We start from the raw sequence: 18105 nt of genomic DNA on the forward strand, positions 1-18105 counted from the left end.
GCTTAGCGGTCCACGTCGGCCATAACGAAGTCGATACTACCCAGGTACGCAATCAAGTCCGCGACCATGCTGCCTTTGATCACCGAAGGGATCTGCTGCAGGTGCGGGTAGCTTGGGGTGCGAATCCGGGTACGGTAGCTCATGGTGCCGCCGTCGCTCGTCAGGTAATAACTGTTGATTCCCTTGGTCGCTTCGATCATCTGGAAGGATTCGTTGGCCGGCATGACCGGGCCCCACGAAACCTGCAGGAAGTGCGTGATCAAGGTTTCGATGTGCTGCAGCGTGCGCTCTTTGGGCGGCGGCGTGGTTAGCGGGTGATCCGCCTTGTACGGGCCTTCGGGCATGTTGCGCATGCACTGGTCGATGATCCTGATGCTCTGGCGCATCTCTTCGACGCGGACCATGCAACGATCATAGGCATCGCCGTTGTGCGCAAGCGGCACTTCGAATTCAAAGTTCTCATAGCCCGAGTAAGGGCGAGCCTTGCGCAGATCGAAGTCGCAACCGGTGGAGCGCAGGCCGGCACCGGTGACCCCCCATTCCAGGGCCTCTTTGGTGTTGTAGGCGGCGACGCCGACAGTCCGGCCCTTGAGGATGCTGTTTTGCAGGGCAGCCTTGGTGTACTCGTCCAGGCGTTTTGGCAGCCATTCGACGAAGTCCTTGACCAGCTTGTCCCAGCCGCGCGGCAAGTCGTGGGCGACGCCGCCGATGCGGTACCAGGCCGGGTGCAGGCGGAAACCGGTGATGGCTTCGATCACGGTGTAGGCTTTCTGCCGGTCGGTGAAGGTGAAGAACACCGGGGTCATCGCACCCACGTCCTGAATGTAGGTACCCAGGAACAGCAGGTGGCTGGTGATGCGGAAGAACTCGGCCATCATGATGCGGATGACGTCGACCTTCTGCGGCACCTTGATGCCCGCCAGCTTCTCGACCGAAAGCACGTACGGCAGGTTGTTCATCACCCCGCCCAGGTAATCGATGCGGTCGGTGTACGGAATGAAGCTGTGCCAGGACTGACGCTCGGCCATCTTCTCGGCGCCACGGTGGTGGTAACCGATGTCAGGCACGCAGTCGACGATCTCTTCGCCGTCCAGTTGCAGAACGATGCGGAACGCACCGTGAGCGGAAGGGTGGTTCGGACCCAGGTTGAGGAACATGTAGTCCTCATTGGTCCCGGAACGCTTCATGCCCCAGTCTTCCGGACGGAAACGCGCGGCTTCTTCTTCCAGCTGCTGTTTGGCCAGCGTCAGGCTGTACGGGTCGAATTCGGTGGCGCGCGCAGGATAGTCCTTGCGCAGCGGGTGACCTTCCCAGGTCGGCGGCATCATGATGCGGCTCAGGTGCGGGTGGCCGGGGAAGTCGATCCCGAACATGTCCCACACTTCGCGTTCGTACCAGTTGGCGTTCGGCCAGATGCTGGTAATGGTTGGCACGCTCAGATCGCCCTCGGACAGGGCCACCTTGATCATCACGTCACTATTACGCTCTATCGATAGCAGGTGATAGAACACGGTGAAGTCGGCGTCCGGCAAGCCCCGGCGCTTGGTGCGCAGACGTTCGTCGACGCCGTGCAGGTCGTACAGCATCGAGTATGGCTTTGGCACGTTTCGCAGGAAGTTGAGAATCTCGAACAGTCTGGCACGGGCGACCCACAGCACAGGCATGCCTGTGACCGTGGATTGAGCGGTGAATGCTTCTGCGCCAAAACGGTTGTGCAGTTCAACGACGACGTCTTGGTCGTCAGCCTTGTAAGGCGGGATGTACAGAGCGGTGTCTGCAGTCATAGGTCTCGATCGCTATCGGTCAACGTACAGAATGAACCCAGGTTCAGGCTTCTTTTTGTAAAGAAAACTGGATCAGACTTCGTCGGGGCTGCGCAGGTTTGTGACCTGTATACGCTGTTCGCGGCGCTGTTCCTTTTGCGACGGCATCTCGGCGCGGTAAACGCCTTGATCGCCGACGACCCAGGAAAGAGGGCGACGCTCCTGGCCAATGGATTCCTGCAACAGCATCAGGCCTTGCAGAAATGCCTCTGGGCGGGGCGGGCAGCCGGGCACATAAACATCCACGGGCAGGAACTTGTCCACGCCCTGTACTACGGAATAGATGTCATACATGCCACCGGAGTTGGCGCACGAACCCATGGAAATGACCCATTTAGGCTCAAGCATTTGCTCGTAGAGACGCTGGATGATCGGCGCCATCTTGATGAAGCAGGTACCGGCAATAACCATGAAATCCGCCTGACGCGGCGATGCCCGGATTACCTCGGCACCGAAACGCGCGATGTCATGGGGCGCCGTAAAGGCGGTAGTCATTTCCACATAGCAGCAGGACAGACCGAAGTTGTACGGCCAAAGGGAGTTCTTGCGACCCCAATTGACTGCACCGTTCAGTACGTCCTCGAGCTTGCCCATGAAGATGTTTTTGTGAACTTGATCCTCTAACGGATCGGCAACGGTTTCCCGCTCGCCGATGGGGTACTGCTCGTTAGGAGCATCCGGGTCGATCCTGGTGAGATTGTATTGCATTGCCAAAGCCTCATTGTTTTAGCTTCGCCTGCCGGTTACGGCGACCAACGGGAGCCCAATCGAGCGCCCCTACCCGCCATAGGTAGACAAGACCTGCCAACAGAATTGCTATGAAAACGAGCGCTTCGGCGAAGCCGGTCCAGCCGCTTTCGCGGACGGACACAGACCAGGCGTACAGAAAGAGGGCTTCAATATCGAAAATCACGAAAAGCATCGCGACCAGATAGAATTTTGCGGAGAGCCGCAGGCGCGCGCCACCGGTGGGCAGCATGCCGGACTCGAAGGGTTCGTTCTTGCTGCGGCCCCAGGCTTTGGAACCCAGCAGGCTGGAAAGCCCGAGCATGAAGGCGCAGAGGCCAATGACGCCCAAAAGGAAAATGGCGAAGCCCCAGTTGTGGGCAATCAGACCTGTCGATTCGGGCATGCTGGCAATCCTTAACAGAGAGCGAGGGTCTCTGAGCTTGAAAAGAAGTAGAAGCAGTGACGATATGTCGCAGTGCGATCAATTCCGGGATTTTATGTGCAAAAGGAGAGCAAGTAAATTTTCTACATCAAATTTATTCACAGGATTAATGAGCCATGTCACGGTTTTGGTGCATGCAGCCATGCGGGCCGGGCGTTACGGTGTGTTTCGTTAAATATGTTTCCTATAAACAGTAATAAAAAACGCGCAGCAGAAATGATAATTAATATCATTTGAAACGTGATTTTGGTGATGTCACAGAAAAGTGACGAAGTTGGCGTAACTGCGAGCTGTCAAATGAAGATTATAAGCCTGGCTAATTAACTTTTTCCTGCCGATTTGGCATGTCTATCGACTGATCAGCTATTGGGTGGAGTATTGATTCTCCCGAAACGCAAAAGCCGCCCTCGGGCGGCTTTTGGCATAGCGGCAGAACTCAGTGGAACTGGTCTTCTTCGGTGGAGCCGGTCAATGCGGTGACCGAGGACTGGCCCCCCTGAATCACGGTGGTCATGTCGTCGAAGTAACCGGTGCCGACTTCCTGCTGGTGGGCCACGAAGGTGTAACCCTTGGCTGCGTCAGCGAACTCTTGCTCTTGCAGTTTCACGTAGGCTGTCATGTCGTTACGGGCATAGTCGTGCGCCAGGTTGAACATGCTGTGCCACATGTTGTGGATGCCCGCCAGGGTGATGAACTGGTGCTTGTAGCCCATCGCCGACAGCTCGCGCTGGAATTTGGCGATGGTAGCGTCGTCCAGATTCTTCTTCCAGTTGAAGGACGGGGAGCAGTTGTACGACAGCAGTTGATCCGGGTATTCCTTTTTGATCGCTTCGGCAAAACGGCGTGCTTCATCCAGATCCGGTTTGGCGGTTTCGCACCAGATCAAATCGGCATACGGCGCATAGGCCAGGCCGCGAGCAATGGCCTGATCCAGTCCGGCGCGCACTTTATAGAAGCCTTCCGGCGTACGGGTGCCGGTCACGAACGGTTTGTCGTACGGGTCGCAGTCGGACGTCAGCAAGTCGGCAGCGTTGGCGTCGGTGCGCGCAAGGATGATTGTCGGAACGCCTGCGACGTCAGCGGCCAGCCGCGCTGCGACCAGTTTTTGTACCGCTTCCTGGGTCGGCACGAGTACCTTGCCGCCCATGTGGCCGCATTTTTTCACCGAGGCCAGTTGGTCTTCGAAGTGCACCCCGGCGGCGCCTGCCTCGATCATGCTTTTCATCAGCTCGTAGGCGTTCAGCACGCCGCCAAATCCTGCTTCGGCGTCAGCGACGATTGGCGCGAAGTAATCGATGTAGCCTTCATCGCCCGGGTTCTTGCCAGCTTTCCACTGGATCTGGTCCGCGCGACGGAATGAGTTGTTGATGCGCTTGACCACGGTCGGAACCGAGTCCACCGGGTACAGCGACTGGTCAGGGTACATCGACTCTGCCGAGTTGTTATCTGCCGCCACCTGCCAACCAGACAGGTAGATCGCCTGGATACCCGCCTTGACCTGCTGTACAGCCTGACCGCCGGTCAATGCGCCCATGCAGTTGACGAAATCCTTATCGGGGCGGAAAGACGGCTTGGCGCCCTGAGTGACCAGGCTCCAGAGCTTTTCAGCGCCCAGTTTGGCGAAAGTGTGTTCAGGCTGAACCGAGCCACGCAGGCGGACGACGTCAGCAGCGGAGTAGGTGCGGGTCACGCCCTTCCAGCGTGGATTCTCGGCCCAATCTTTCTCGATGGCTGCAATTTGTTGTTCGCGTGTCAGTGCCATGGGGTAAACCTCGTCGCTTAGTCTTGTGGGTCTTGAGGTGAAGCTGTCGCTGTATTGCGCTTGGGTTTTTCCAGGGCGCACTTAGGGCTGCTCACTGAATCGGAAAGCAAGGTGAATCATGGAGTGTTTTTCGCGCCTCACGATATGAGCCGGTTAAGCTGCCTTTTGGGCTAAAAGCCGCGATCATGCTCAACTCGGTAGAGTATGAGCATGATAATCAGGCGTTCCGGAGAACTGGTTTCAGTGCAAGCGAGGCCATCATGCCTTGGCTTTTTTGCCTCGTCAAACAATTTGTAGTGGTTTTTTATTGGCACTACATTTTTCGTTCAACGCGACTCATCAGTCAGTTTCGGGCTATTAGGTGCCCTGGACGTGAAGGCGCCTATGGCACTTGGCATCCATTGGAGGAGAAAAGTATGTAGTGGCGAAGATGGGCACTACAAGAACGCATTGGTGAGGAGGCGTAAGCGGCAGGTCAGGGGAGGGGTATCCAGAAAACCCGTTTCGCCGCCCGGCGTGCCGGTTGCAGCGATTGCAGCGATTGCAGCGCCACCGCCAGCAAGCCAGGCTGCAGCAAGCCCGGCGGTGCAGCAAAATGTTTGGCGAAGCTGAATCAGTCCAGGCTATCGACTTTTACTCGCAGCATCATGTCGTCACGCCCTTGCGTCGAATAACGCCGGGTCACGCCCTGTTCGTCCGCGCGAGATTGGTCGCTCACGCCTGCCAAGGTGATCCATTCCCCCAGCCGCCCGCTGACCTGCGTATCAGTGCTCTGCACCTTAATCGCATCGGCCTGTTGCTGGCTCATGCGGTCGTTGTTGGTGCTGATGCTCAGATGAACGACCTCGCCTGTGATACTCGCTGTGACGTAGAAGCCGCGAGTGACATTGCGGTATTGGGTGTTGGTCTGCGCGTAGCCATAGGAGTCGGTCTGCACGTTGGTGATCGGAATGCTCTGACCCACCTGTATCAGCGCAGGGGTGCCTTCATTGGCCTGCACCTGCTGCACGCCGCCATCACGACTGGCTGTGCCGTAATTGATGATCCGGGTCTTGCCGTCGGCACTGATGCGGCCATTCTGCGAGTGCACGGTGCCGTTGACCGAGTAACCCTGGTCACTCTGGACGGTGTTGTCGCTGGTGTCGACGCTGATCAGCAGACGCTTGGGTGCCGTGTCGAGTTGCGACAGCAGGTCGCGCAGCTCGCTGATCTTGCCCGGTTCGGCGTTAACGATCAGTTTGTTGCCGTAGGCGTTAACGCTGCCATCATTGCCCAGGAACGATTTGACGGCAGGCATCAGGTCGTCGCTGGTGCGGTAGTTGAGGGGGACAACTTCGGTGGCGGCGACGGCGGTGAAGCTGCAGGCTAACAACACGGAAGCGAGCAGGGTGCGTAACGACATCGGTGTGATCTCCGCAAGTGGGGCATATCAAGGCGTGAGTGTTTCAGTTTATCGGCCTGGAGATGACCAAATTGAATCGCGGGCGGCAGAACGCCCCGGCATTCTCGTTTCAGCATAGTCAGCTGATGAGAATAACGGGGCGTTCTCTTGACCGCGGGCCGCACGTTCAGCGTGAGCTGCGCACCATATCCACATGGGGCAGGCCAGCTTCGAGAAACTCTTCGCTGACTACCGTGAAGCCGAAGCGCTCGTAGAACGCTGCAGCCTGCACCTGGGCGCTGAGTTTTTGCTCGTTAAGCGCGCGGCTTTCCGCCTCGGCGATCACGAACTGCAGCAGCGCGTCACCCACGTTCAGGCCGCGCCAATCCTTGAGCACCGAGAGCCTGCCGATTTCCCCATCCGGCAGCAGGCGCGCCGTACCTACCGCATAATCGCCCTCCAACGCCAGAAAGTGCAGCGCGCCTGCGTCTTCGGCGTCCCATTCCAGTTCGGGCGGAACCGATTGCTCGGCAATGAACACGGCTTCGCGAATACGCCGTATATCGACGTTGTCTTTCTGCCAGTCAGCTACCCGTACGCGGATCTTATTCATCAGCAAACCCCAGACTTCCTTGTTTGACCAGCTCGCAGAGCAGGTTGCGACCCTCTTCATCTGCCAGCCACTGGCCCAGATTGTCGATATGCAGTGCATCGGCCGCGCAGACCAGTTTCAACAGCTCGCGCAGACGGCCGGGCAACAGGCGGCTCTGGCCGCTGGCGAACAATAGCAGGTCCTCGTCGACTTCCGACCAGGCCAAGCGGGCACTTGGGTTGCGAATCAGGATCGCACCCTGTTCCAGGCTGTCGAGCAGTTCGGCGTCGTCCAGTTCCGGACCGGTCACCATTTCCGGGTAGCGCGGTTCGGTCATGAACTGGCCGAACCAGGTCAGCAACAGGCGTTCGTCGCCCATGTGCTCGGCCAGCAGCGCCTTGAGGCGATCGAGGGCGTCACGCTGAATCTGATGTGGATCGCTGACTGGCTGCACATCTGCATCTGTGTAGCGCTCTTCGTCAGACATGAATTGGCTGAGGAAATCGGTGAAGTGGGTCAATACCTCGGCGGCACTCGGTGCCCGAAAGCCTACTGAGTAAGTCAGGCAATCATCCACGGCCACGCCCCAGTGCGCCAGACGCGGGGGCAAATAAAGCATGTCGCCCGGTTCCAGGGTCCACTCCTCGCTGCCCTGGAAGTCGGCGAGGATACGCAAATCCGCATGCTCCAGCAGCGGGCTGTCGGTGTCGCACATCTGGCCGATTTTCCAGTGGCGCTTGCCATGGCCTTGCAGCAGGAAAACATCGTAATTGTCGAAGTGAGGACCGACGCTGCCGCCTGGTGCGGCATAGCTGATCATCACGTCGTCGATGCGCCAGCTTGGCAGGAAGCGAAAGTTATCCAGCAGCTCCGCGACTTCAGGAACGAACTGGTCGACGGCCTGGACCAGTAACGTCCATTCGGTCTCCGGCAGTTTACTGAACTCATCTTCGGCAAATGGCCCACGACGCAGCTCCCAGGGTCGCACGCCGTTCTCGATGATCAGGCGTGATTCGATTTCTTCTTCCAGCGCCAGGCCTGCGAGTTCGTCAGGATCAATCGGGCTTTCGAAATCAGGGATTGCCTGACGGATGAGCAGCGGTTTTTTCTGCCAGTAATCACGCAGGAATTCGCGTGCCGTGATGCCACCAAGCAGCTGCATAGGAATATCAGGATTCATGTGTAACCTATTGAAAAACAGTATTTTTCAGACTGGAATAAAAACGCCCGGCTCAGCCGGGCGTTCAGAGCGTAGGCTGTTCGATCAGATGCGCTTGGCCTGGGCCACGGCGCTGCCGATGTAGTTGGCAGGTGTAAGTTTCTTCAGTTCCGCGCGCGCTTCGGCAGGCATATCCAGGCCATCGATGAAAGTCTGCAGTGCTTCAGGGCCGATGCCCTTGCCCCGGGTCAGCTCTTTCAGCTTCTCGTATGGATTCTCGATATCGTAGCGACGCATGACGGTCTGGATGGGCTCGGCGAGCACTTCCCAGCAGGCATCCAGGTCGGCAGCGAGCTTTTGCTCATTGAGTTCCAGCTTGCCGATTCCCTTGAGGCTCGCTTCGTAGGCAATCACGCTGTGAGCGAAGCCCACCCCCAGGTTGCGCAGCACGGTGGAGTCGGTCAGGTCGCGCTGCCAGCGGGAGATCGGCAGTTTGCTGGCCAAGTGCTGGAACAGTGCGTTAGCGATACCCAGGTTGCCTTCGGAATTTTCGAAGTCGATCGGGTTGACCTTGTGCGGCATGGTCGAGGAGCCGATTTCACCGGCGACCGTCTTCTGCTTGAAGTAACCCAGGGAAATGTAACCCCAGACGTCACGGTCGAAGTCGATCAGGATGGTGTTGTAGCGCGCGATCGCGTCGAATAGCTCGGCGATGTAGTCGTGCGGCTCGATCTGCGTGGTGTACGGGTTGAAACCCAAGCCCAGCTCGCCTTCGATGAAGGCGCGGGCATTGGCTTCCCAGTCGATGTCCGGGTACGCCGACAGGTGCGCATTGTAATTGCCGACAGCGCCGTTGATCTTGCCTAGCAGCGGTACGGCGGCGACCTGGGCGATCTGGCGCTCCAGACGATAAACGACGTTAGCCAGTTCTTTGCCCAGCGTGGTCGGCGAAGCAGGCTGGCCGTGGGTGCGCGACAGCATCGGGACGGCTGCGAAGCGGATCGCCAGTTCGCGGATGGATTCGGCGATCTGACGCATCAGCGGCAGCAGCACGGTGTCGCGACCCTCACGCAGCATCAGCGCGTGGGACAGGTTGTTGATGTCTTCGCTGGTGCAGGCGAAGTGGATGAATTCGCTGACCTTAGCCAGTTCCGGAAGCTTGGCAGCCTGCTCCTTGAGCAGGTATTCGATGGCCTTCACGTCGTGGTTGGTGGTGCGTTCGATCTCTTTCACGCGCTCGGCGTGCTCAAGCGCAAAGTCGTCGGCCAGTGCGTTGAGGATTGCGTTGGCTTCGGCGGAAAAGGCCGGAACTTCCGGGATTTGCGGGTGAGCCGCCAGGCGCTGGAGCCAGCGGACTTCCACCAGGGCGCGGAAACGGATCAGACCGTATTCGCTGAAAATGGGACGCAGGGCCTGGGTTTTGCCGGCGTAGCGGCCGTCTACAGGGGAAACCGCAGTGAGCGAAGAAAGCTGCATGGGGTGTTCTCGGACAGTAGGGCAACGAAAAGGGGCGCGTATCATACATGAAAATTCGGATCGGCCGAGGCCGACTGTTCGAGATGGATCGCGTCGTGAGTGGTAAATCTGCTGTCTCTTGGGGGGGCTGGCAATCAGCCGTGCATCAACGGATACAGTTCTTTCAACAACTTGCGCCGGCTGATGACCAGTTGCCAGCGGTGACCGCCCACTTGTCGCCAAAGCCGCGCGCAACGAATGCCGGCCAATAGCAAAGCGCGGATTTTCGAGGCGTTGTTAGGTTGCTGCAAGTTACGCATGTCGCCGTGGACCTGAATCCGCTGGCGCAGGGTGCTCAGGGTTTCCTGGTACAACGCACCGCTGGCGGCAATCACGTTTTCGTGAACGATGCCGAAGTGTTCGACCTGGGACTTGATCTGCGGCAGGCGCCTGCCGATGGTATCGAGCATGTCGTCGCGCTTGGCCAACTGACGTTCCAGGCCGAGCATCGCCAGCGCGTAGCGCAGCGGCTCGCGCTGCAGAGTGCCAGGGTCGCGCTCAAGGGCGCTGGCGAGGGCGCGATAGCCTTCGCGCAGATTGAGGTCGTCGCCGCCGAACACGTCCAGCGTATCTTTGGGGTCCATCACCAGCAACCCGCCGAGCAGGCAGCCAACGGTTGCTTCACTGGCCTGGCCGGTCTTGGCGATGCGGTCGACCAGCACGGCGGCCTGAAACACGCCGCCCAATGCAATGAGTTGCTCTTGAATCGGACTCATCAACGAGGGTCCTTGCTGTGCCAGGGTTCGGCAATTTCGATGACGCCACCGCCCAGGCAGACTTCACCGTCGTAGAAGACCACGGATTGCCCAGGAGTCACCGCGCGTTGCGGTTCCTCGAACGTGGCACGGTAGCCGGTGGCGGTGCGCTCCAGCGTGCAGCGCTGGTCACCCTGGCGGTAGCGAACCTTGGCGGTCAGCATGCGTGGCGTGCTCAGGTCGACCGGGTTCACCCAGTAGATCTCCGAGGCCAGCAAGGCGCGGGAGAACAGCCATGGGTGTTCGTTGCCCTGACCGACGATCAGTTCGTTACGCACCAGATCTTTCTCCAGCACGTACCACGGCTCATCGCTGGCGTCCTTGAGCCCGCCGATACCCAAGCCCTGACGCTGGCCGATGGTGTGGTACATCAGGCCAGCGTGACGGCCGATGACTTCACCCGTCGTGGTCTTTATTTCACCCGGTTGCGCAGGCAGGTATTGTTTTAGAAAATCGGTAAAGCGACGCTCGCCGATGAAGCAGATCCCGGTGGAGTCCTTCTTCTTGGCGGTCGCCAGTTCATACTTCTCTGCAATTGCCCTGACTTCGGGTTTCTCAAGCTCACCGACCGGGAACAGGGTCTTGGCGATCTGCTCACCCGCAACAGCGTGCAGGAAGTAGCTTTGGTCCTTGTTCGGGTCCAGGCCCTTGAGCAGCTCGGTACGGTCGTCGATATCGCGCCGACGCACGTAGTGGCCGGTGGCGATCAGGTCGGCACCGAGCATGAAGGCGTATTCGAGGAAGGCTTTGAACTTGATCTCGCGATTGCACAGGATGTCCGGGTTCGGCGTGCGCCCGGCCTTGTACTCCTCAAGGAAGTGCTCGAAAACGTTATCCCAGTACTCGGCGGCGAAGTTAACCGTGTGCAGCTTGATACCGATTCGGTCGCACACGGCCTGGGCGTCCGCGAGGTCGTCCATGGCGGTGCAGTATTCGGTTCCGTCGTCTTCTTCCCAGTTCTTCATGAAAAGGCCTTCGACCTGGTAACCCTGCTCCATGAGTAGAAGGGCGGAGACCGAAGAATCCACGCCGCCGGACATGCCGACGATGACGCGCTTCTTCTCTGGATTGGAAAAGGCTGAATCAGACATAGGTATTCGATGGGTAGCCTGGAAAAGGACGCGATTCTAGCAGGGAGTCGGCCCCAAGGCTAAAAGCTATTCAGTTGCGCACGACATCCAGGCTGTGTACGGGGCCTGCGAGGTAGTCGTCGACGCATTCAAGGACCAGATGGCTGCGCCAGCGCTCGGCCTGGCCTGCCAGTTCGTCGCGGGTGAACCACGGCGCGCCAACAATGCCGGTGTCGAGGGTGCGTTCGGGATGGTGCTTGACCGCTTTCGCGGAGAAACACACCCGCTGGTAAGTCACGCCGTTGCTCGGGGCGGTGTACAGGTAAATCCCGACCACGCCGGTCAGCTTGACGTCCCAGCCGGTCTCCTCAAGCGTTTCGCGGATGGCCGCTTCGCGCAAGGTTTCGTTCGGCTCCAGGTGCCCGGCGGGTTGGTTGAGCACCAGCTTGTCGTTCTTCGATTCTTCGACGAACAGAAAGCGGCCATTGTCTTCGATGATGGTGGCGACAGTAATGTGAGGTTGCCAGGTCATTGCAAATCTCCGTGGGTGCGCATGCGGATCGTGTTTAGCGGCAAAGTCGCCAACCCGACGCAGTTTCTGGTAGGAGACGTCGGAGGTGACGACGCCAGCGAAAGCGGTGTGTCAGTCATCGGATTCTCACCTGACCGGGTGCATTCGCCACCGTCGTAACCTTCGCAAGCTCCCACTGAGGAGCAAGGTCGACCGTAGTGGTGCACGTTAAAAAGAAAGCCCCGGCACAGGGCCGGGGCGTTCATGTTGCGTTCGGCGGCATTAGCCGTCGATCCGGCAAGCCTTATTTCAGCGAGTTGATCGCCTCGTTCAGGGTCTTGCTAGGGCGCATGGCATTACTGGCCAGTTCCGGCGTCGCAAAGTAGTAACCGCCGATGTCCAGAGGCTTACCCTGTACGCTGTTCAGCTCGGCGACGATGGTCGCTTCGTTGTCGGCCAGGGTTTTGGCCAGTTGGGTAAACTTGCCTTGCAGTTCGGTATCGTCGGTTTGCGCAGCCAGCGCCTGGGCCCAGTAGGTGGCCAGGTAGAAATGGCTGCCACGGTTATCGATACCGCCAACCTTGCGCGATGGCGATTTGTTGTTGTCCAGGAACTGGCCGGTTGCCTTATCCAGGGCTGTAGCAAGTACCAGCGCTTTCGGATTGCTGTAGGTGTTACCCAGATGCTCAAGCGAAGCCGCCAGCGCGAGGAACTCACCCAACGAATCCCAACGCAGGAAGTTTTCTTCGTTGAGCTGCTGAACGTGTTTGGGTGCCGAACCGCCGGCGCCGGTTTCGAACAGGCCGCCACCGTTCATGAGGGGAACGATCGACAGCATCTTGGCGCTCGTGCCCAGCTCCATGATCGGGAACAGGTCGGTCAGGTAGTCGCGCAACACGTTACCGGTCACCGAGATGGTGTCCTTGCCAGCGCGAATGCGCTCCAGGGATACCTTCATGGCATCGACCGGTGATTTGATGCTGATGTCCAGGCCTGTGGTGTCGTGATCCTTCAGGTACTTCTCGACCTTCTTGATCATAACGGCGTCGTGGGCCCGCTCCGGGTCCAGCCAGAAGATGGCCGGGGTGTTGCTCAGGCGCGAACGGTTGACTGCCAGCTTGACCCAATCCTGAATCGGCGCGTCCTTGGTCTGGCACATGCGCCAGATATCGCCGGCGTCGACGCTCTGCTCCATCAGCACCTGGCCCTTGTCGTCGGTGACGCGGACTACGCCGTCGGTTTCGATCTGGAAGGTCTTGTTGTGCGAACCGTACTCTTCGGCTTTCTGTGCCATCAGGCCAACGTTCGGTACGCTGCCCATAGTGGTCGGATCGAAGGCGCCGTGTTGCTTGCAGTCTTCGATGACCGCCTGATAGATAGTGGCGTAGCAGCGATCCGGGATCACGGCCTTGGTGTCCTGCAGGACGCCGTCGTTGTTCCACATCTTGCCGGAATCACGAATCATCGCAGGCATCGATGCGTCGACGATGACATCGCTCGGCACGTGCAGGTTGGTGATGCCCTTGTCGGAGTTGACCATCGCCAGAGGAGGGCGAGTGGCGTAAACGGCTTTGACGTCAGCTTCGATCTGCGCCTGTTGGTCAACGGGCAGGCTCTTGATGCGAGCGTACAGATCACCAATACCGTTGCTCAGGCTGAAGCCGATTTCCTTCAGGACATCAGCATGCTTGCTCAACGCGTCCTGATAGTACTCGGCGACGAATTCGCCGAACATGATCGGGTCGGAGACCTTCATCATGGTGGCTTTCAGGTGCACGGAGAACAGCACGCCCAGTTTTTTTGCGTCTTCGATTTCCTTGGCCACGAACGCCCGCAACGCTTTCTTGCTCATCACGGCGCAATCGATGATTTCACCGGCCAACACCGATGTCTTGTCCTTGAGGACCGTGGTGCTGCCGTCCTTGCCAATCAGTTCGATCTTCACTGAGCCTGCAGCTTCGATCAGCGAGGATTTTTCGCTGCCGTAGAAGTCGCCGTTGTCCATATGCGCAACGTGGGACTTGGAGTCTGCGGCCCATGCGCCCATCTTGTGCGGGTGCTTGCGCGCGTAGTTTTTGACCGAAAGCGGTGCGCGGCGATCAGAGTTACCTTCACGCAGTACCGGATTAACGGCACTGCCTTTTACCTTGTCGTAGCCAGCACGAGCCACCTGGTCGGCTTCGGTCACGACTTCATCCGGGTAGTCCGGGATGTCGTAGCCCTTGGCCTGCAGTTCCTTGATCGCCGCTTTCAATTGCGGGACCGAGGCGCTGATGTTAGGCAGCTTGATGATGTTCGCTTCCGGGGTAGTCGCCAGTTCGCCCAGCTCGGCCAGATCGTCGGAAACCTTCTTGTCACCCAGGCGCTCGGGGAAGCTGGCCAGGATACGGGCTGCAAGAGAAATGTCGCGGGTTTCGACGGTGATATCGGCGGACGCTGTGAATGCTTTGATGATGGGAAGCAGCGAGTAGGTGGCGAGGGCAGGAGCTTCGTCGGTGAAGGTATAGATGATCTTCGAGCGGTTGGACATTTTCGGGATAACTCTCTTCTTTGCTGAGCGTACACAAAATTTCGAGATGCGCAGGGTAGGCACTTTCGCCCAAGGTATCGATGAGCCGAAAGTCGAGAATTTCGTCGCGTGAATGGACTACTTCAGTCGAGCGTCAGGCGGCTGCACTCCGGTTGAGAGTGCGGCCTTTCGAGGGTTGAAAGTCTCGTTTCAGATGGCTCGGCCCCCAATGACCCTATGGTCACCGGCGGCAAGTATACCACCGCTCCTGGCCATTAATACGTCAGTAGCGTGAAGGCGGGACATATGCATTGATCGATTCAGCCTCGGGGTCGTCACCCAGACGATTCCGAAAAACCATGAAGCCCGCGTTTTACGTGGCCTGCGGCAGACTGTCGCAGCTCCCTCGGAATAGCGAAGGGCGGATACAACGCCGAATGGATTTCGACTAAAGGAGCATTCGACTGCAGATGCGGGGCTTTTGAAGATCGCAGCATATAGGCGAGGACGAGGTAAGCAACCGGCGTAAAAAAACGGTCAGTTCAGGAAGGAACTGACCGGTTTTCATGAGGCTCGCGCTTGAACGGTCCGGCTCAGGCGTCGACTTTGCTTTTGCTGCGAACGGACTGTTGGCTGTGTGCGGCAGCAGCGTCAATACCTGACGCTTCAGAGTCAGCAAATGTTTCTACGTATATCTCTATCGCATGCGTCCCACGGGGACCTTGAATGACATCAAACTTCACCGCCTGGCCTGCCTTTAGCGTTCTGTATCCGTCCATTTTTATGGATGAGTAGTGCGCGAACAGATCTTCTCCAGGCCTGCTGTCCGTAATGATGAAGCCATACCCCTTGGCGTTGTTGAACCACTTGACCTTACCGCGTAGCACAGTACTGCTTGACATAGTCGCATCCCTCTGCAAAGGACTCCGATGGGAGTATCATCACCTCCATCCGCCGGACCTAAAAAATTTTGGTTGACTGCGCGGACCCTTTTTACCCAATGTGGGTTCTATTGTTTGTAACACCGATTAGCCGATAGTCAAGGTCAAGCGGCAGTCCAATTGAAAACCCGCATGATCCTGACTACTTATTTCAATTCCGCCCCTTACGATCCTTCTTTACCATGCATGCAATCAGCAAGATTCGACTAACATTCAATCAGGATGATCCGCAATCCCATGAGGACGAAGCGGCGGGCATCGCTGTACAGGAAGCCAAGCCGACATTGCAGGTGCCACCGATGTATAAGGTGGTTTTGTTCAACGATGACTACACCCCGATGGATTTTGTCGTCGAAGTACTCGAGGTGTTCTTCAACCTGAATCGTGAGCTGGCGACCAAGGTCATGCTGGCCGTCCATACAGAGGGACGGGCAGTTTGCGGATTGTTTACCCGCGACATCGCCGAGACCAAGGCAATGCAGGTCAACCAATACGCCAGGGAAAGCCAGCATCCGCTACTCTGTGAGATCGAGAAGGACGGTTAACGCCGGACACTTGGGTATGAGGTGAAGCTATGTTAAACCGTGAGCTCGAAGTCACCCTCAATTTGGCTTTCAAGGAGGCCCGCTCAAAACGTCATGAATTCATGACCGTCGAGCACCTTTTGCTGGCCCTATTGGACAATGAGGCTGCCGCCACTGTTCTGCGTGCCTGCGGCGCAAACCTCGACAAACTCAAACACGACCTTCAGGAGTTCATCGACTCCACCACCCCGCTGATCCCCGTACACGATGAGGATCGCGAGACCCAGCCCACCCTGGGATTTCAGCGCGTGCTGCAGCGTGCGGTGTTCCATGTGCAGAGTTCCGGTAAGCGTGAAGTCACCGGTGCCAATGTTCTGGTGGCTATTTTCAGTGAGCAGGAGAGTCAGGCGGTGTTTCTGCTCAAGCAGCAGAGCGTTGCCCGTATCGATGTCGTCAACTACATCGCTCATGGCATATCCAAGGTGCCTGGGCATGGCGATCACTCTGAAGGTGAGCAAGATATGCAGGATGATGAGGGCGGTGAGTCTTCTTCTTCGGGCAATCCTCTGGATGCCTATGCCAGCAACCTGAATGAACTGGCTCGCCAGGGCCGCATCGATCCTCTGGTCGGTCGTGAGTTGGAGGTCGAGCGTGTCGCTCAGATTCTCGCGCGCCGTCGCAAGAACAACCCGCTGCTGGTCGGCGAGGCCGGTGTCGGTAAAACCGCCATCGCCGAAGGTCTGGCCAAGCGTATCGTCGACAATCAGGTGCCGGACCTGCTGGCCAGCAGCGTCGTTTACTCGCTGGACCTGGGCGCCCTGCTGGCCGGTACCAAATACCGCGGCGACTTCGAGAAGCGCTTCAAGGCGTTGCTCGGTGAGCTGAAGAAGCGTCCACATGCGATCCTGTTCATCGACGAAATCCATACCATCATTGGTGCGGGTGCAGCGTCGGGCGGGGTGATGGACGCCTCCAACCTGCTTAAACCGCTGTTGTCGTCAGGGGACATCCGCTGCATCGGTTCGACCACGTTCCAGGAATTCCGTGGCATCTTCGAAAAAGACCGTGCGCTGGCCCGTCGCTTCCAAAAGGTTGACGTCTCCGAGCCGTCCGTCGAGGACACCATCGGTATTTTGCGTGGCTTGAAAGGTCGTTTCGAGCAGCACCACAGCATCGAATACAGTGATGAGGCGTTGCGTGCTGCCGCTGAGCTGGCGTCACGCTATATCAATGATCGTCATATGCCGGATAAGGCGATCGATGTCATTGACGAGGCGGGTGCTTATCAGCGTTTGCAGCCAGTTGAGCTGCGCGTCAAGCGTATAGAAGTGCCCCAGGTTGAAGATATCGTGGCGAAAATCGCGCGGATTCCGCCTAAGCACGTCAACAGTTCCGATAAGGAACTGTTGCGTAACCTTGAGCGCGACCTGAAACTGACCGTGTTTGGCCAGGATGCGGCGATCGATTCGTTGTCCACCGCGATCAAGCTGTCCCGTGCAGGCCTCAAATCGCCGGATAAGCCTGTAGGCTCGTTCCTGTTCGCAGGCCCGACCGGCGTTGGCAAAACCGAGGCTGCGCGTCAGCTGGCCAAGGCGCTGGGTATCGAGCTGGTGCGTTTCGACATGTCCGAGTATATGGAGCGTCACACCGTATCGCGTCTGATCGGTGCGCCACCTGGCTATGTCGGTTTCGATCAGGGCGGTCTGTTGACCGAAGCCATCACCAAGCAGCCTCACTGCGTGTTGCTGCTCGATGAGATCGAAAAAGCGCATCCTGAAGTCTTTAACCTGCTGCTGCAGGTGATGGACCATGGCACTTTGACCGACAACAACGGCCGCAAGGCGGACTTCCGCAATGTGATCGTGATCATGACCACCAATGCTGGTGCAGAAACTGCAGCGCGCGCTTCGATTGGCTTCACGCATCAGGATCATTCGTCCGATGCCATGGAAGTCATCAAGAAGAGCTTCACGCCGGAATTCCGCAACCGCCTGGACACCATCATTCAGTTTGGTCGCCTCAGCCACGAGGTCATCAAGAGTGTGGTGGACAAGTTCCTCACCGAGCTACAGGCGCAGCTGGAAGACAAGCGGGTGCTGCTCGAGGTGACCGATGCGGCCCGGAGTTATCTGGCCGAAGGTGGTTACGATGCGGCAATGGGCGCTCGCCCGATGGCGCGTCTGATTCAGGACAAGATCAAGCGCCCACTGGCGGAGGAAATTCTCTTCGGTGAGTTGTCCGAACATGGCGGTGTCGTACACATCGACTTCAAGGATGGCGAGATCACGTTCGACTACGAGACCACGGCAGAATTGGCCTGACGTTTCATTGCAGTACGGCAAAAAGGCGCCTGTTGGCGCCTTTTTGCTATTTATCTATCTGATTCGCCTCA

At 58.0% G+C, this 18105-nt stretch carries 15 protein-coding genes; 2 read left to right on the forward strand and 13 right to left on the reverse strand.

The genetic code is table 11. The annotated features are described in order from the left end of the window. Window positions 1-2: 2 nt before the first annotated feature. From nuoC to B3I26_RS20340, 13 genes are all read right to left on the reverse strand, one after another. Entirely contained in the window at window positions 3-1784 is a 1782-nt protein-coding gene (nuoC, locus tag B3I26_RS20280) for an NADH-quinone oxidoreductase subunit C/D (protein WP_296260270.1), read from the reverse strand. Window positions 1785-1856: 72 nt separating this feature from the next. Then, window positions 1857-2531: a NuoB/complex I 20 kDa subunit family protein gene (locus tag B3I26_RS20285; protein WP_296260272.1), complete on the reverse strand. Its 675-nt coding sequence runs from the start codon at window positions 2529-2531 to the stop codon at window positions 1857-1859. Between the two features lie 10 nt (window positions 2532-2541). Then, on the reverse strand, window positions 2542-2955 hold the full coding sequence (locus B3I26_RS20290) for an NADH-quinone oxidoreductase subunit A (protein ID WP_062380742.1): 414 nt from the start codon (window positions 2953-2955) through the stop codon (window positions 2542-2544). Window positions 2956-3430: 475 nt separating this feature from the next. After that, on the reverse strand, window positions 3431-4756 hold the full coding sequence (gene aceA / locus B3I26_RS20295) for an isocitrate lyase (RefSeq protein WP_296260274.1): 1326 nt from the start codon (window positions 4754-4756) through the stop codon (window positions 3431-3433). 613 nt (window positions 4757-5369) lie between these two features. Further along, the gene (locus tag B3I26_RS20300; protein ID WP_296260275.1) at window positions 5370-6158 is read right to left on the reverse strand and encodes a secretin N-terminal domain-containing protein; all 789 of its coding nucleotides are present in this window, start codon (window positions 6156-6158) and stop codon (window positions 5370-5372) included. Between the two features lie 166 nt (window positions 6159-6324). Beyond that, on the reverse strand, window positions 6325-6750 hold the full coding sequence (locus B3I26_RS20305) for a GNAT family N-acetyltransferase (protein ID WP_296260276.1): 426 nt from the start codon (window positions 6748-6750) through the stop codon (window positions 6325-6327). Beyond that, window positions 6743-7909 carry a cupin domain-containing protein gene (locus B3I26_RS20310; protein WP_296260277.1) on the reverse strand — a complete coding sequence of 389 codons (1167 nt, stop codon included), beginning with the start codon at window positions 7907-7909 and terminating at the stop codon, window positions 6743-6745. The genes B3I26_RS20305 and B3I26_RS20310 overlap by 8 nt, the downstream gene beginning before the upstream one ends. A gap of 84 nt (window positions 7910-7993) precedes the next feature. Beyond that, window positions 7994-9364: an adenylosuccinate lyase gene (gene purB / locus B3I26_RS20315; RefSeq protein WP_296260279.1), complete on the reverse strand. Its 1371-nt coding sequence runs from the start codon at window positions 9362-9364 to the stop codon at window positions 7994-7996. 134 nt (window positions 9365-9498) lie between these two features. Continuing rightward, window positions 9499-10119 carry a high frequency lysogenization protein HflD gene (gene hflD, locus B3I26_RS20320; RefSeq protein WP_296260280.1) on the reverse strand — a complete coding sequence of 207 codons (621 nt, stop codon included), beginning with the start codon at window positions 10117-10119 and terminating at the stop codon, window positions 9499-9501. Beyond that, window positions 10119-11249: a tRNA 2-thiouridine(34) synthase MnmA gene (mnmA, locus tag B3I26_RS20325; protein ID WP_296260281.1), complete on the reverse strand. Its 1131-nt coding sequence runs from the start codon at window positions 11247-11249 to the stop codon at window positions 10119-10121. The genes hflD and mnmA overlap by 1 nt, the downstream gene beginning before the upstream one ends. Before the next feature lie 70 nt (window positions 11250-11319). Further along, window positions 11320-11760 (reverse strand): NUDIX hydrolase, encoded by a 441-nt coding sequence (locus B3I26_RS20330; RefSeq protein WP_296260283.1) that lies wholly within the window; start codon window positions 11758-11760, stop codon window positions 11320-11322. 283 nt (window positions 11761-12043) lie between these two features. Beyond that, window positions 12044-14269, reverse strand: a complete 2226-nt coding sequence (locus B3I26_RS20335) for an NADP-dependent isocitrate dehydrogenase (RefSeq protein ID WP_296260285.1) — start codon at window positions 14267-14269, stop codon at window positions 12044-12046. Window positions 14270-14841: 572 nt separating this feature from the next. Further along, on the reverse strand, window positions 14842-15150 hold the full coding sequence (locus B3I26_RS20340; protein WP_296260287.1) for a cold shock domain-containing protein: 309 nt from the start codon (window positions 15148-15150) through the stop codon (window positions 14842-14844). A gap of 221 nt (window positions 15151-15371) precedes the next feature. Between B3I26_RS20340 and clpS the strand changes: the two genes are divergently transcribed. Next, window positions 15372-15734, forward strand: coding sequence for an ATP-dependent Clp protease adapter ClpS (gene clpS / locus B3I26_RS20345; protein WP_110950555.1), 363 nt, complete (start codon window positions 15372-15374; stop codon window positions 15732-15734). A 29-nt stretch (window positions 15735-15763) separates the two neighbouring features. Continuing rightward, window positions 15764-18034 carry an ATP-dependent Clp protease ATP-binding subunit ClpA gene (clpA, locus tag B3I26_RS20350; RefSeq protein ID WP_296260290.1) on the forward strand — a complete coding sequence of 757 codons (2271 nt, stop codon included), beginning with the start codon at window positions 15764-15766 and terminating at the stop codon, window positions 18032-18034. Window positions 18035-18105: the final 71 nt, after the last annotated feature.

The sequence above is a fragment of the Pseudomonas sp. UBA5706 genome (assembly GCF_002419965.1).
GTDB lineage: Bacteria > Pseudomonadota > Gammaproteobacteria > Pseudomonadales > Pseudomonadaceae > Aquipseudomonas.

Excerpts from the sequence above, each read along its gene's own strand:
- nuoC (WP_296260270.1), bottom strand. The coding sequence starts at position 1,784 with ATGACTGCAGACACCGCTCTGTACATCCCGCCTTACAAGGCTGACGAC.
- B3I26_RS20285 (WP_296260272.1), bottom strand. The coding sequence starts at position 2,531 with ATGCAATACAATCTCACCAGGATCGACCCGGATGCTCCTAACGAGCAG.
- B3I26_RS20290 (WP_062380742.1), bottom strand. The coding sequence starts at position 2,955 with ATGCCCGAATCGACAGGTCTGATTGCCCACAACTGGGGCTTCGCCATT.
- aceA (WP_296260274.1), bottom strand. The coding sequence starts at position 4,756 with ATGGCACTGACACGCGAACAACAAATTGCAGCCATCGAGAAAGATTGG.
- B3I26_RS20300 (WP_296260275.1), bottom strand. The coding sequence starts at position 6,158 with ATGTCGTTACGCACCCTGCTCGCTTCCGTGTTGTTAGCCTGCAGCTTC.
- B3I26_RS20305 (WP_296260276.1), bottom strand. The coding sequence starts at position 6,750 with ATGAATAAGATCCGCGTACGGGTAGCTGACTGGCAGAAAGACAACGTC.
- B3I26_RS20310 (WP_296260277.1), bottom strand. The coding sequence starts at position 7,909 with ATGAATCCTGATATTCCTATGCAGCTGCTTGGTGGCATCACGGCACGC.
- purB (WP_296260279.1), bottom strand. The coding sequence starts at position 9,364 with ATGCAGCTTTCTTCGCTCACTGCGGTTTCCCCTGTAGACGGCCGCTAC.
- hflD (WP_296260280.1), bottom strand. The coding sequence starts at position 10,119 with ATGAGTCCGATTCAAGAGCAACTCATTGCATTGGGCGGCGTGTTTCAG.
- mnmA (WP_296260281.1), bottom strand. The coding sequence starts at position 11,249 with ATGTCTGATTCAGCCTTTTCCAATCCAGAGAAGAAGCGCGTCATCGTC.
- B3I26_RS20330 (WP_296260283.1), bottom strand. The coding sequence starts at position 11,760 with ATGACCTGGCAACCTCACATTACTGTCGCCACCATCATCGAAGACAAT.
- B3I26_RS20335 (WP_296260285.1), bottom strand. The coding sequence starts at position 14,269 with ATGTCCAACCGCTCGAAGATCATCTATACCTTCACCGACGAAGCTCCT.
- B3I26_RS20340 (WP_296260287.1), bottom strand. The coding sequence starts at position 15,150 with ATGTCAAGCAGTACTGTGCTACGCGGTAAGGTCAAGTGGTTCAACAAC.
- clpS (WP_110950555.1), top strand. The coding sequence starts at position 15,372 with ATGCATGCAATCAGCAAGATTCGACTAACATTCAATCAGGATGATCCG.
- clpA (WP_296260290.1), top strand. The coding sequence starts at position 15,764 with ATGTTAAACCGTGAGCTCGAAGTCACCCTCAATTTGGCTTTCAAGGAG.